Here is a 15261-nt window from a genome sequence, read left to right on the forward strand (position 1 = left end):
ATCAAAATACATTGGAGAATTAGTTAAATGCTAAAAGAACTTCATTTAAGGTCTGTAGGACCATCTCCTCAATTTGATGTTGAATTTGCTGATAGACTCAATATCTTTACTGGAGATAATGGATTAGGTAAAAGTTTCTTACTAGATGTTGCTTGGTGGGTACTTACTGGAAACTGGGTAGAACAACCTGCTTATCCGCAAAGAAATACAGAAACACCTCCAGAAATTATCTCCCAAATTATCACTCTAGATGATGATGAAGGAAAAAATTATTCCTTTAAATTTAATTTTTCTAAACAAAAATGGCAAGATGTAAATGTTCCCTTTCATGGTGTTCCCTTATTAAAAGGAATAATTATTTTTGTTCGCGTTGATGGAAGTTTCTCTATTTTTGATCCTGCTCGCAACGATGAAGATGGCTATGATTTTACCCCTGATACACTTTGGAATGGGTTAAAATTAAAAGGAAAAGTTATTTCTAACGGTCTTATTCAAGATTGGGTAACATGGCAAAATCAACCCCAAAAAACGCCATTTCAACTTTTATCAAATGTTATTAAACAACTTGCACCTCATCCTGATGAATGGATAGAAATAGGAGAACCAACGCGAGTATCTGTTGATGATGTGCGTGATATTCCGACAATTAATCTTCCTTATGGTAATATTCCCATTACCCAAGCATCAGCAGGAATGAAGCGGATTTTGGGACTTGCTTATTTATTAGTATGGACTTGGTATGAACACGAAAAAGCTTCTGAATTAAAGCAGCAAGAACCAATGAATCAAATAGTTTTATTAATAGATGAAATTGAGTCTCATCTCCATCCTCGCTGGCAAAGAGCGATTTTACCATCTATTTTATCAGTAGTCAATCAGTTAAAATCAAATATCACAATACAAGCTTTAGTTACTACTCATTCTCCCCTTGTGCTGGCTTCATTAGAACCAATATTTGATCAAGAACAAGATAAATTATTTCTATTTGAACTACAAGGAAAAGAGGCTGAATTAAATGAAATGTTCTGGACTAAACAAGGAGATACTGTAGGATGGTTAACATCAGAAATATTTGGACTAAAACAAGCACGTTCCCAAGAATCAGAAACCGCAATTGAAGCAGCAGAAGCGTGGATGCGTAATGATAATATGAATACTTTTCCTGAACATTTGAGAACACAATCACAAATTCATCAAGAACTGCAAAGACTTTTACCAGGACATGATCCATTTTGGCCACGTTGGATAGTTACAGCAGAAAAAAGAAATTCAAGGTTATCAAATTTATAATAAATATGTTGAAGTTCATTCCTCCACCAGAACCAGAAAATTTTGATGCAAAAGCACGACAACCAGGTAATAATTGGTTAGAAAAAAATCCAGATAAAAAAAGACTAAAAGATTATTGGTCAAATTTTAAAAGTGATTTAGCTGATGGTTTTGGTAATCTTTGTGGTTATACTGTTATGTATGAACCTGTTGGTACTGTAGACCATTTCCTATCTTGTGAAAATCATCGTCATTTAGCGTATGAATGGAATAATTACCGTTTTGCTTCTGGTTGGATTAATAGTAGTAAAGGTACTCTTGATAACCAGATTCTTGACCCGTTTGAAGTTGAAGATGATTGGTTTGAAATTTTGTTACCTTCCCTACAATTAGTAATAACTGATGCAGTACCAGAAGAGAAACGCCAAAAGGCTGAATTTACTTTACAAAGATTACCTTTACAGGATGATGAAAGAGTTCTTCGTCAGCGTCGAGAATGGTATAAGTTGTATATTGATGGTGATCTTACCCTAACAGGATTAGAAAAGAAAGCTCCTTTGATTGCTCGTGCAATTAGAAAACAACAAGCTAATTCTCCCTTAGAGAATGTTTGAAAAATCATGAAAATGTTGGGTTTCCTTGCGTCAACCCAACCTACTAAATTAAATCGGTAATAGAAAATTGTCGCTGTTTCTCAAGGTCGTGTAAATGGATTTTTTCTATATACATGGCTTCAGCATAATATTTAGATTTTTCTGGTTCGGTTTGAGGATCTATTTTTTCCCATTGTTCCCTAAAGTAATAATAGCGTTTTTCTCTAAATACTCTCTCCATACAAGCTAATGCTGTTTGGATGATATAGGGATTACGATGGGGATTAACTAATATTTCCTGTTTTATTTTTTCGTTTAGATGAAATAGATGAGAAACAATTTCCAATTCTTCTGATAATTCTAAATATTTATTTTGGACACTGGAAATTAAATCAATTTCATCTAATGGAAATTCGGCAATTTGTTGCCACAAAAAGCGATGATGAGAAAGACTAAATTCTAAATTGCGGGTTTCTAAATCTTCAATAATGATTTGCCGATCTTGGGAAGAATGAAGATAAACTATTAATAATGATGCTTCGCCTCGTTCTAGTAAACTGCGTTCTGTGTTAACTAAAGATAGCTTTGGTGTTTTAGTCAGCGGTTTACTTGTGCGCGAATTTAGGGATTTTACACTACTAGGTTTAATTTGAGTTAAGAGATTTTCAACTCTTAAAGGTATGAGTCTAGTATCTCCTAAACTCAGGATTTCTGCACAGTAGGAAACATAATAATTAAGTGTATCACTATTAACTATATTCTGCAATAGTTTAACTATTTGTTGGGTGACTTGTTGAAAATCGGTAGCTTGTTTTAAATCTCGATTTTTAATAATATTTTGAATTTGCCAATCTAGCCAAAGTGGCGCATTTGTTAATAGTTGTTGATAATCTGCTGGGGTATGACTATGTAGATATTCGTCAGCATCTTTACCATTGGGTAAATTGAGAATTTTTAATTGGACTTCCCCTGTATAAGCCAAATTAGCAATTTCACCAATTGCCCTTTCTGTGGCGGTTGTTCCGGCTTTATCAGCATCGAAATTCAGGATTAATTGTTTGGATTCTGTGTAACGTAATAAGAGCCGCACTTGTTCTAAACTTAAGGCTGTACCAAGGGAAGCAACGGCGTTATTAATTCCGGCTGCATGGAGAGCGATCGCATCAAAATACCCTTCGACAACCACAGCTTGATCTACTTTAGAAATACCGTCTTTCGCTTCATCTAAAGCAAATAGGGTTTTCCCCTTACTAAATAATTCTGTTTCTGGAGAATTGAGATATTTCGGTTGTTCTTCTGTTAAAGTTCTGCCACCAAAAGCAATTACTCTCCCTTGGATATCACGAATGGGAATCATTAGGCGATCGCGGAATACATCATAATATCCGCCCCCTTCTTTCCGGGGTTTAATTAATCCCGCTTGTTCTACCAATTGCACCGGATAATGTTTACTTTCCACCAAATAACGGTAAAGAGTTTCCCAACCCGCAGGAGCATAACCTAAACCAAATTGTTGAATTGTTCCTTGCTGAAATTGACGAGTTTTTTCTAAATACTCTAATGCTTTTTGTCCTTGAGATTGTCTTAAAGTGTGTTGATAAAATTGAGCAGCAGAAGCGAGAACAGTATATAATTGATCACGTAAAGATATCTGCCGTTGTAATTCTTGTCTTTGTTCAGGTTCTAAAGTTTTAACCGGGACTTGATAACGCTTTGCTAAATCTAGTACCACATCTGCAAATTGGCGTTTTCCCAAATCCATGACAAATTTAATTGCATTACCCGCAGCTTGACAGCCAAAGCAATAATACATTTGCTTATTGGGACTAACTGTAAAACTAGGACTTTTCTCATCATGAAAAGGGCATAACCCGACAAAATCTTTACCCCGTTTCCGCAAGACTACATACTCCGAGACTACATCAACAATATCAGCCCGGAGTTTAACTTCTTCAATAGTGTCTGGATGTAAACGAGGAATTTGCATGAGAGGTAAACAGTGAGAAGTGATATCTATTATAGATGAATCACATCAAATAGACAGATACCGGACTTCTTTAAGAAGTCCGGTATCTTAGTATTACTATTTCATCTCCAGAAATTAAATATGCGTATCCTATAACCCTTGTAGAGACGTTCCATGGAACGTCTCTACATTGATTTCTGGAAATGTCTATTACATATCAGATGCACCAGTAGCAATCAAACGTCTGAATAAGGCTGCTGACCAACCAGTTTCTTTAAGTACCGCAGCAGAAGAAACTTCTACATAAGCTTGTTCAATAAAAGCTAAATCAATCATACAAACTTTAGCCAAGGCATCTTTTAATTCATCTGATTTACCATCAGCTTTGAGTTTTTTACCGACTTTATCAACCACAACTGCCATTGCTGGAACTACGTGCTGAGGACCAATACCAATTTTCACATGAACCAAGCCAATGTGCCAACGACATTTTGCATATTCATCACCCCAATTATCCATACCTGTGAACATCTGATTAAACCAGTCAATAAAGGTGGCGTGTAACCGATGAACTCGTCCCTCAGTGGCATTTAAAATACCATTCATTTCTTCATCACGTCCCAGGTAAGCATAAAAATGATTTGCCATTTCTTCAGCAACTGCTGTTCCCCAATCTGTATTTGCTTGCATTACCTTTTTATCTTCAGCTGTCAGACCAATCCGAGTTTCCATGGTGGTCAAAAAAGCGCGAGGTTCAATAGCCATAATGAATCCTTAAAAATAGTTAGGTGTGGATTTAATTAACTTTTGTTGATAGGCGTTGCTGATTTTAGGGATGAAAATAATTTTGCATACGTTCAAGACTCTTGTAGAGACGTTCCATGGAACGTCTCTACCTCCAAAAATCATACGCCAATTCAGCAACGCCCTTTTGTTGATACTCTATAAAAGATAGAGTATCAATATTTCTCAAAATTTGGTATTCCTACAAAGGAGTGAATTCAAACACATCATGAGTACCACCTCTGAGGACTGAGTCAGTATGTACTCCTCTCAACCGTTTACCAATTAGTTGTTCAACAGCACCCCAAACTGCACCCATAGTAAAAGTGCATTTACGGGGTGAACCTGCTACTTCACCAGCAGAACATAAGGTTTCAGTTGTATAGACTCTAATAAGTTCGCCGTCAGCAACAATTTTTTCAACAATACACAAACAAGTACCTTCTTTACCTAAAGCCTGTTTTAATTTACCGGCTGCATCATCTAATGAAAGTGTAGATCCTGCTAAACCTAAATCTTCAGCTAACTTTTTACCCCTAGTACGACCGGCTGTAGTTAGGGCAATAGCTGTAGCTTTTTCCCCAAGAGCTTCTTCCATACCTGTAATAGCAGATTTAAAACAGACAATACTATTAAAATCGCCTAGTTCTTTGCGTAATGACATAATTCAAATTCTCAGTTAAAGGATTCTCTTCATTGATAGTCGTATCTGGATTTAATTAATGTCTGTTTTTACTCTGTAAAAGATAGAGTATATAAATTTCTCAAAATTAAGATAGTAGCAGTAACAGGATTAATTAAGCAGTTTTACTCCGCAGAAAACCGACTAAATTTTTGAGAAATGATTGACTAACTGCTGGCTTTTGAGCCGGTTCTGGAACTGGTGCAACTATGGGTATTTCGTAAGTAGAAACTTCCTCGGTCATGGAGATAGAAGTAGCCGCAACCATAAAATGTTCTTCTGCTGAACCAATCACAATGAGACGGAAAGCTATTTGCAATACTGTATCTACGGCGAGATTAAGTTGATCGGCGATTTTGGCTAGGGCAACTTCACCATTGGCAAATTCCCATACTTGCCATTCTTGAGCATTTAGCTGTAATTTGGGCTGTTTTGAACTTAGACCTGATAAGCCAGAGGTGGGATCTGGTAGTTTTTCAGCTAAGGCATTCCAGTCTCGTAATGCTCGCAATCCGATTAATATAACTTCGGTTGCGGACATACTCAAACCTGTCATTTCTCCCAATGGTAAAGCTGTAATTGGTTCAAATTTGAACTGACCATCTTTAATTTGAAATAAGGCACAGACTGGACGGAGAACTTGAGAGTTAAACAATAGTTTCAGTTGCAGAAATGTTGAATAGCGTAATAAAACTTTACATATTGAAATAAACTTAGCCTATAAGTGCTATTTTTCATCTTATCCAAATAAGTTTTCTAAACCAATGAACATAACTTATTTCCTGACACATATAGGACTGAAGATAACGGAGTTTATCTAATAAAGTTTTGCCAAATTCTTGCGGTATTTCTATTAGTTGCAATATCAAATAAGCGATTAAACAGCACATTATCTGAATTCTAATTCCATTCTCATTCTTTGTCATAAGTCTGTCTAACTTGAGGTGCATTTTTAAGAATTTCCATAACAATTCAATTTGCCATCTTTGTATGTAAATTTCCATAATCTCTTGATTACTAACTTGCTCTTCTCCTTCATTTAATAAGTTTGTTGCTAAACGAAATTCACTCTTAGTTTCTATATCACAAAATGCTACTACTCTAATTTCCACTTCTCTTTCATCTTTGCCAACTTTACAATTACCATTTTCTAGCATTTCTAAAGTGACATTATTTTTAATTCTTAAGACAAAAGCTTTATTTTTTTGTTGTTTTAATTCAGATATTCTTTCGGAGGATGCAAATCCTCTATCCATTATCCCTACTCCTTTTGACGGAATTGCTTCTACTGTTTCTTGTCCATATTTATGGTCATGTCCTTGCCCAAAATGAATCACCATTCCACCAACTTCTGATGTCAAACTATCTAACCCACAAAATAGTTTTACTTGATGATATCCTTGACTCCATAATAATTTACTTGTTAATGTAATAATTGTTGAATCTATAGGAAATAATGCTTGGGTTTCTTCCTTTCCTTTTTTCTTTCTCAGTTGATTGTTTAATTCAGTTATTATCTCCAAAAATACTTGAGTATCTCTCTTTTTACTTGCCTTGGAAAAATTTGATATTTTTAAATCTATCCCTTGATTATTTAGTCTTTGAAATAAATCTCTCATACTCACTATACTTTTATCCATGACATACTGTAACCACACTGATACAAATGAAAATGTGTCCAGAACTGGATAATCTTTTTTGGGCAATGGTTTCAATATTGTTTTGACCACTTCTGGGAAATTCTTTAAGCGCATAATTTGATAATTCTTTATCTAGATTTTTTTAGATTGTATCAAATTATGGTACTTTTTTTTAATCTTTTCCTAACATTCAACACTTCTGGAATAAGGGATATCAACTATTATTTGACAACCATGATTATGGCTACTGTTAATCTGAAATTCGCCTCCTAATGCTAAAGTGCGATCGCGCATACTTTGTAAACCAAATCCAGTAGTATTTTGCCCCACTTCAAAACCTTTGCCATTATCCTGAATTATTAACTTCAACCCTGCTAAAGTTGTTATTAATTCTAATTGAACTTCTGTAGCTTGGGCATATTTAGAAATATTCGTTAATGATTCTTGGATGATTCGATAAATAGGAGTGCTGATTTCCATAGACAGTGGAGAGATAATAGAAATTTGACAACTAGGTAAAATGCCATTATAACGCTGAAAATCCGCTGCAAGAACCTTAATTGCCTCCTCTAAGGTTTGTCCCTGTAAAGGATGGTATCTCATAGTAGAAACCGATTGCCGGACATCTTGTAAGGCTTTTGAACCAAGTTCTTTTGCAGTGACTAAAAACGTCATCGCTCTAGGTATATCATGTTTTGATAATTTTAAAGCAGTTTCTAATTGCAGATTTAAAGCCGTCAGAGAATGTCCTAAAGAATCATGAATTTCTCTAGCAATGCGGTTGCGTTCTTCCAAAGTTGCCTGACTTTCAATTTTCAAGGCATATTGACGGAGTTTTTCGTTAGCAGCTTGCAGTTTATCTCTACTTTGCCGTTCAGCCAAAACAGTATTCATTAGTAGTAAAACAAATACTAAACTTAAACCAAATAGAACCGCCAAACTAAAACTGAAAAATCTAAATCTTTCCTGAGCTATTGGTGAAAATCTTCCAGGAGGTATCCGTTGTCGCAGAGTAAATAGAAATAAAATAAATGAAGATAAAGTAACTGTTAATCGTCCGGGAAGTTGAAAAATTAAACAACTACGAGTTACCAAAATTAAATAGAGAAAGGGGAAAAGTCTGGCACTTCTACCACCGAAAAAACCAGTAATTAAAATTAAGATAACTTCCAATGCTGTATAAATAATTTTATTGGTTTTATTGAAAGTAGGCAATCTTAACCCCATTAAACCAAAAATTGTTAAACTACAAATTGTCAATTCTGGATACATTGCCGAAAAGCGCGGTGAGGGAGATGGCATTAATGCCATTAACGCTGAAAATCCCAATAATAGCCATTCTAAATACAAAAGAAATCGAAAAGGATGATTATTAAACTGAATAGGACGATTCATAATTGATTGATAGTTGATATAGTTACAAGGCTGAAATCCTCAACCTAACTTAAAATATTTGTATCACGATTAAATTAAAATGGAACAAGCATAAGATATCTGAATGCTAATGTCATGACTAAAGTAATGGGTGTAGACGTGACTTTTGCCTCATGTGGTTACTGGGTGTTAGTCTCTAAGATAGGAACATAGAAAACCGACATAAACAAACATAACCAAAAGGTAATTATGAAACTGAAGACATTATCACTAATTGCTGGTACTCTGGCTTTGACTTTAATCGCAACTCCCTTTGCAGTTCAAGCAGAACAAAATTCATCTTCACCCCAAGCTGGTCAGGAATGGCAAAAAGAAAGTCCAGCTAAAAAGTTGAATTTGACCCCTGAACAAAAAGCTAAAATAAAAGAAATTCGTAGCAATACCCGCACTCAAATTGAAGCTGTTTTGACACCCGAACAAAAGACTAAATTACAAGCCACAATGGCAGAATATAAAGCACAACGTCAACAAGGACAAGAGCAACGCAGAGAAGGACGTGGAAAAAAAGGTGATATTTTTGCTTCATTAGGCTTAACTGCTGAACAAAAAGCTAAAATGAAAGAAATTAAAGAATCATCAAAACAACAAATGGACGCGGTATTAACTCCTGAACAGCGATCGCAAATTAAGCAAATGCGCGAAAATATGCGTTCTCGTCGTCAACAAAATAAACCCCAATAATTTTCAACTATTCAAATAAGATTAATACATCAGGGGTGGGTATAAAAGCTCATCCTATTTTTGTGTAGATGTTTTTCAATGAATTAAGAGCTATGGCACATCATGTTAAAATGAGGAATACACTTTAATCAGGTGATGAAGATGACACAATCCACACCCCAAAGAGTTGTCCGTCGTGGTCGAGTATTTCCCGAAATTCAGTGGACACAAGAAAGAAAGGCTCAGGAAAAAGCTAGAAGACAGGCATTCTCTAAGCGTTGTTGGGCGATTTTTGAGCGGTTAAAACCAGAAATATTAGATAAATATTCTGGTTGGTATATTGCTATTGAACCTGATAGCGGTGATTATTTCATTGATCAGGATAAGGAAGTAGCTAGTAAAATGGCTAGAGAAAAGTATCCTCATGTAATTCATCATATTTATGGCATTAATGAAACAGGAGTTAGTGGCAGAATATGACTGAGGGCAGATTTGCAGATAAAGGTCATTTTAAAAGTTGAGTTACTTATCACTTAATTCAATCTAAATTGTTTTTAAATCCATACATATATGAATAATCTACAAACCTACATTCAAGAAATTACGCAAATTTATCAACAACAAAATGCCACAGAACATACTTATCGCCCAGCATTAAAGAAGTTAATAGATTCTTTAGATTCTCAAATTCAAGCTATTAATGAACCGAAAAGAATAGCTTGCGGTGCGCCAGATTTTGTGGTAAAAAATGGTATTTTAGAAATTGGACATATTGAAGCTAAAGATATTGGTATTTCTCTCAAGAAAGTAGAAAAAACTACCCAAATGGGGCGTTATTTTCAGGCTTTGGGTAATTTGATTTTAACTGATTATTTAGAATTTCGCTGGTATATTCAAGGAGAATTAAAATTAACTGCATCTTTAGGAACAATTGATAAAAACAAAAAAATCAAAGTTGATAAAGAAGGAATACAAGAAGTTGACCAACTTTTACGGCAATTTTTATTAGCTAAAGTTCCCCAAGTCACCACACCGAAGGATTTAGCTAAACGTATGGCCAGTTTAGCGCAATTGATGAGAGATGCTATTAAAACGGCTTTACATGATGTAGATAATGGGGGAATGTTACGTCAGCAGTTAGAGTCATTTCAAAGAGTATTAATTAAGGATTTGACGGTAGAACAATTTGCGGATATGTATGCCCAAACTATTTGTTATGGGTTATTTGCAGCGCGGTGTAATACTGATAATGTTAATACTTTTTCACGGGAAACAGCAGCTTTTAAATTACCAAAAACTAACCCATTTTTAAGGAGTATTTTTGGACAAATAGCAGGACCAGATTTAGATGATAGAATTAGTTGGGCTGTGGATAATTTAGCGAATATTCTGCAACAAACGGAAATGGCAGAAATTCTTAAAGATTTTGGTAAACGTACCCGCAGAGAAGATCCTGTTGTGCATTTTTATGAGACGTTTTTGGCAGAATATGATCCAAAAATGCGAGAATCAAGAGGGGTTTATTATACTCCTGAACCTGTGGTTGATTATATTGTTAAAAGTGTGGATTATATTCTCAAACATAAGTTTAATATTAGTAAAGGTTTAGCAGATTCTAAAAAGATTAAAATCCCCAATCCCAAGGGTGAGGGAACTATCGAAACTCATCAAGTTTTGATTTTAGATCCTGCGGTGGGTACGGGAACTTTTATGCACAGTGTGATTGATTTTATTTATGATAAGTTTAAATCTCAAAAAGGAATGTGGTCAAGTTATGTTAGTCAACATTTATTACCCCGTTTATTTGGGTTTGAATTGTTGATGGCACCTTATACTGTAGCACACATGAAATTAGGTTTACAGTTGCAAGAATTGGGTTATGATTTTAGTTCTGATGAACGGTTAAGGATTTATTTAACAAATACATTACAAGAGGCTTTTCAAATTCCTGCTGCTGATGGTTTTATGAACAGAATTAGAGATGAAGCAGAAGCAGCAAAAGATATAAAACAAGATGTTCCTGTGATGGTAATTTTAGGAAATCCTCCCTATTCTTATGAATCTATAAATACTGATCCTTGGATTGTAGGATTAGTTAGAGATTATTATCAAGTAGATGGTAAACCTTTAGGAGAAAGAAACCCGAAAGGATTATTAGATGATTATGTAAAGTTTATCCGTTTTGCTCAACATCGGGTTTCGGAAACGGGTTATGGTATTGTGGCTTTAATTACAAATCATGGTTATTTAGATAATCCCACTTTTCGAGGAATGCGTCAAAATTTGATGCAAACTTTTGATGAGATTTATGTTTTAGATTTACATGGTAATAGCAAGAAAAAAGAAGTTTGTCCTGACGGTTCACAGGATAAAAATGTATTTGATATTCAGCAAGGTGTAGCAATCAGTATTTTTATTAAATATGAACATAGTCAGCAAAAGTTAGCATCTGTTTATCATGCTGATTTATGGGGTATGAGAGAGGTTTATGAAAATAAGGAGTTAGTTGGAGGTAAGTATCATTGGTTAGCTGAAAATGATATTAGTTCAACTGATTGGAAAATTGTCAAACCTGAAGCTAAATTTTATTTATTTAACCCTCAAAATACCAGTTTATCATCAGAGTATGAACAAGGATGGAAAGTTATTGATATCATGCTAGTGAATGCTGCTGGTATAAAAACCCATAGAGATCATTTTGCTATTGATTTTGAGGAGGAAAGCATTACTCAAAAATTTAGAGAATTGCGAGAAACTAATTTATCTAATGAAGACTATAGCAATAAATATAATATTCACGATCATCAAGATTGGCGATTAGATAAAGTCCGTCAATTAATTCGCTTAGATAATCAATGGGAAGATAAAATAATTAGTTGTTTATATCGCCCTTTCGATTGGCGTTACTGTTATTATAGTGATCTAATAATGGATAGGCCTAGACGAGAATTACTTGATCATGTTTTTAGAAAAGATAATTTATGTTTAGGTTTAGGTCGTCAAGGAATTGCTGTAAATGATCCTATCTGGTCTTTGGTATCAGTTGCGAACCAACCTATTGATACTAATATTTTTAGAAGAGGTGGAGTTAATATTTTCCCTCTTTACCTTTACCCAACAGATACCCCAACTTTATTTGATTCTATCCCAACTAATACACCTAGAGGACGTAAACCGAATTTATCCCCAGAATTTATTATTGAATTTTCCCAAAAACTAGATTTAGAATTTATGTTTGATGGAAAATCAGATAAAAATAAAACCTTTAGACCAGAGGATATTTTTAATTACATTTACGCTATCTTTCATTCTCCTATTTACCGTCAACGCTACGCCGAATTTTTAAAGATTGATTTTCCTCGCGTTCCTTTAACTGCCAATTCTGCGCTTTTTTGGGAATTAGTAATCAAAGGTGATAAATTAGTAAAATATCATCTCATGAAAGAAACAGGAACAGAAATTTCTACTTATCCCATTCCTGGTTCTGATATTGTGGAACAAGTGAAATATAATGAAAATCATCAACAAATTTGGATAAATTCTGAACAGTATTTTGATCAAGTTCCGCAACAAATTTGGAATTTTTATATTGGAGGTTATCAAGTTTGTCAAAAATGGCTGAAAGATAGAAAAGGGAGACAATTGAATTTTGATGATATTAGCCATTATCAAAATATAATTTCCATCATATCGGAAACTATTAAGATTATGGAAGATATTGATCAAATTATTGAAAAATATGGCGGTTTTCCGTTAGAATAATAGTTAACAACAAGATATGAAGACAGACACGATATTTTACACATTACTGCAAAATCTCCCCAGTGTGTTATTTGAACTGCTAGAACAGCCTCCTACACTAGCTTTACACTACGAATTTTCCTCAGTGGAAATCAAAGAATTAGCCCGGCGAATAGATGGCTTATTTTTACCTAAACCAGAGTACCTACAAGACCCGATTTATTTTGTAGAAGTACAATTTCAAAGCGATGATAATTTATACTGGCGATTAATCACAGAAGCAGTTCTTTACTTAAACCAAAATAAACCTCAAAGAACATGGCAAGCGGTAGTATTGTGGGCAAATCGGGATCTTGACCCTGGTATACCCTTGGCATATCAAACTTTACTAACTGCTGGACTAATTCATGTTGTTTATTTAGATGAAATAGCTGATACATCATCTTCAATTGGTTTAGGAATTATTAAATTAGTAGTTGCCCCTGAAGATGAAGCTATCCAACAAGCAAAAACTTTGATCAATTTGGTCGAAAAAGCAGATGCGGCCAAGAGTCGTAATCTTTTAGAATTAGTAGAAAGAATGCTGGTTTACAAATTTTCATCCTATAGCCGTCAGGAGTTAGAAGCAATGTTTGGATTAACAGAATGGCAGCAAACCCGATTTTATCAAGAAGTAAAAGAAGAGACGGAGTTAGAAACTAAGTTAAAAACGATTCCTAAACTGTTAAATGAGGGGCTAACTGTAGAACAAATTGCTCGGATATTTGAGTTAGATATCGAAGTGGTAAAACAAGCAATTAAACAGCAAAGTAGTAAATAGACATTTGATGAATAAATGTAGGGGCAATTAACCTGTTTCCTGAATCTAGATAGCGGGCAAGATGCCCGCACCACAAGAGTATTTCTCTAGATTAATAACTGGGTAAATATTTTTTGCTAGATTGTGCAATTTGTTGTTTGCATATTCCTAGCGTAAAACTTTAACTTTTGAAAAAACTCCATTTTCGTCTTCATCAAATTGTTTGTGAACTTCATCCCAAGCCATTTGTTCAGATGTAAGTTCGTCCATATTTTCATTCAGGGCGGTGTTATAACGTTGCATGAAGATCCGCTGGGCTTCTGGGGAAAGATGGGTGCGAACTTCAGGCGATAAATCATCTGGATTGTTACAGATTCCCGGACAAGGATGGGGTAGTGTTTTTTCAATGGTGTTAATTTCTTCACCACCAGCACTTTCGAGAATTAATTGAAATTCGCCACTGCGATCGCTCGGTACTTCTACCATCACTAAAAATTCACCAGCTTCTAAGCGGGTTTGATAGAGTGTAGCCTTGTCTTCTGGCATTCCTAAAGCAGTCAGAACTGATACTAAACCTGCACCAGCACTACCAGCGATCGCTCCACTTGCAGCCCCTAATAATATCGCCCCAATTGGACCTGCTGCCACAATTGGCCCAACAAAGGGAACAAACAATACACCTACACCTGTAAGCAAACTCAGGAACGAACCAAACAAAGAACCAAAAATTGCTCCTGTTCTCAAACCGCCGAGAATCACATCTCGCTTTGTAATAAAACCAGAGATTCGCGTTTCTGACTGAAAATTTCGCCCCATTACCGAAATATTATCCTTGGGGACATTTCTATCTAGTAACCGCCGAATTACATTATCAATTTGTTTCTCTTCTTTAAATACAGCGGAGATGGTACGCTCTGCTTGATATGCTTCTGGCACTTCTTTACTCCTAATATTTTGTGTTGACAAATATCAATTACACACCCACCGGAACTTTAGTTGCTGCTGGTTGTTTTTTCCCATCCGCTTCTACTGCTTCTCCTTCAATAAATGAACGCAACATCCAAGCCATTTCTTCATGTTTTTCCATCAAATCAGTTAAAAAGTCAGCAGAACCTTGATCATGAAATTCTTCACTACACTGATCTATATGATTTCTGAAATTGCGAATAATCTGCTCATGATCTTCCACCAATTGAGTCACCATCTTGGTTGCTGTAGGAATTTTATCGCTATGTTCTTTGAGGGTCGCAATACTTAAAAATCCTGCCATTGTACCAGTTGGATAACAGCCCAAAGTCCGAATTCTTTCAGCTATTTTATCAATATTTATTGTCAGTTCTTGATAGTGTTCTTCCCAAAGTTTATGCAAGGTGCGAAACTGCGGACCGACAACATCCCAATGATACTTTTTCGTTTTTACTAGCAGTACATTGGCATCTGCTAAATCTTGATTTAGCAAATTCATCACACCTTGACGCTGCTTTTCTGTCAAACCAATGTTTATCTTATGTATGGTCATTATTATTAATTCCGATTAGCACGTAAACACCTTATATGTTCTCAAAATACAGACATGATCTACATCAATCAAAGGTAAGATTAATGTTTAGTTACTTTTATATATTTAGGAATATGCTGATTATTTTCTTTTGTAATCAAGCCAAAGCTGAAAATAATCCATATCCCCAAAATAT

Annotated in this window: 14 protein-coding genes; 6 read left to right on the forward strand and 8 right to left on the reverse strand. The window is 35.1% G+C overall.

The window, feature by feature from the left end; genetic code table 11:
- Positions 1–27 precede the first annotated feature (27 nt).
- Both AA650_RS19330 and AA650_RS19335 read left to right on the forward strand, forming a co-directional pair.
- Positions 28–1290, forward strand: coding sequence for an AAA family ATPase (locus AA650_RS19330; RefSeq protein WP_053540275.1), 1263 nt, complete (start codon positions 28–30; stop codon positions 1288–1290).
- 5 nt (positions 1291–1295) lie between these two features.
- Positions 1296–1883, forward strand: coding sequence for a hypothetical protein (locus AA650_RS19335; protein ID WP_053540276.1), 588 nt, complete (start codon positions 1296–1298; stop codon positions 1881–1883).
- A gap of 43 nt (positions 1884–1926) precedes the next feature.
- On the opposite strand, the gene dnaG is transcribed toward AA650_RS19335, so the two are convergent.
- From dnaG to AA650_RS19365, 6 genes are all read right to left on the reverse strand, one after another.
- Positions 1927–3849, reverse strand: coding sequence for a DNA primase (gene dnaG, locus AA650_RS19340; protein WP_053540277.1), 1923 nt, complete (start codon positions 3847–3849; stop codon positions 1927–1929).
- 189 nt (positions 3850–4038) lie between these two features.
- Positions 4039–4593, reverse strand: a complete 555-nt coding sequence (locus tag AA650_RS19345) for a protoglobin domain-containing protein (RefSeq protein WP_039199993.1) — start codon at positions 4591–4593, stop codon at positions 4039–4041.
- A gap of 220 nt (positions 4594–4813) precedes the next feature.
- Complete coding sequence (locus AA650_RS19350) at positions 4814–5275, reverse strand: hydrocarbon-binding protein (RefSeq protein ID WP_053540278.1); 462 nt, start codon at positions 5273–5275, stop codon at positions 4814–4816.
- Positions 5276–5408: 133 nt separating this feature from the next.
- On the reverse strand, positions 5409–5948 hold the full coding sequence (locus AA650_RS19355) for a DUF4388 domain-containing protein (protein ID WP_234413226.1): 540 nt from the start codon (positions 5946–5948) through the stop codon (positions 5409–5411).
- Positions 5949–6027: 79 nt separating this feature from the next.
- Positions 6028–7047, reverse strand: a complete 1020-nt coding sequence (locus AA650_RS19360) for a transposase (RefSeq protein WP_053537527.1) — start codon at positions 7045–7047, stop codon at positions 6028–6030.
- 69 nt (positions 7048–7116) lie between these two features.
- On the reverse strand, positions 7117–8328 hold the full coding sequence (locus tag AA650_RS19365) for a sensor histidine kinase (protein WP_053540279.1): 1212 nt from the start codon (positions 8326–8328) through the stop codon (positions 7117–7119).
- A 228-nt stretch (positions 8329–8556) separates the two neighbouring features.
- Here AA650_RS19365 and AA650_RS19370 point away from each other — a divergent pair, with 228 nt between their 5' ends.
- From AA650_RS19370 to AA650_RS19385, 4 genes are all read left to right on the forward strand, one after another.
- Entirely contained in the window at positions 8557–9048 is a 492-nt protein-coding gene (locus AA650_RS19370) for a Spy/CpxP family protein refolding chaperone (protein WP_053540280.1), read from the forward strand.
- 141 nt (positions 9049–9189) lie between these two features.
- Positions 9190–9507, forward strand: coding sequence for a hypothetical protein (locus AA650_RS19375; protein WP_053540281.1), 318 nt, complete (start codon positions 9190–9192; stop codon positions 9505–9507).
- Between the two features lie 90 nt (positions 9508–9597).
- Positions 9598–12789: a type ISP restriction/modification enzyme gene (locus AA650_RS19380; RefSeq protein WP_053540282.1), complete on the forward strand. Its 3192-nt coding sequence runs from the start codon at positions 9598–9600 to the stop codon at positions 12787–12789.
- Between the two features lie 16 nt (positions 12790–12805).
- Positions 12806–13588, forward strand: coding sequence for an Rpn family recombination-promoting nuclease/putative transposase (locus AA650_RS19385; RefSeq protein ID WP_053540283.1), 783 nt, complete (start codon positions 12806–12808; stop codon positions 13586–13588).
- 147 nt (positions 13589–13735) lie between these two features.
- On the opposite strand, the gene AA650_RS19390 is transcribed toward AA650_RS19385, so the two are convergent.
- Entirely contained in the window at positions 13736–14503 is a 768-nt protein-coding gene (locus AA650_RS19390) for a ChaB family protein (RefSeq protein ID WP_053540284.1), read from the reverse strand.
- A gap of 37 nt (positions 14504–14540) precedes the next feature.
- Positions 14541–15080, reverse strand: a complete 540-nt coding sequence (locus AA650_RS19395; protein WP_199924460.1) for a Dps family protein — start codon at positions 15078–15080, stop codon at positions 14541–14543.
- Positions 15081–15261 lie beyond the last annotated feature (181 nt).

Source organism: Anabaena sp. WA102 (genome assembly GCF_001277295.1).
In the GTDB taxonomy this organism is placed as follows: Bacteria; Cyanobacteriota; Cyanobacteriia; order Cyanobacteriales; family Nostocaceae; genus Dolichospermum; species Dolichospermum heterosporum.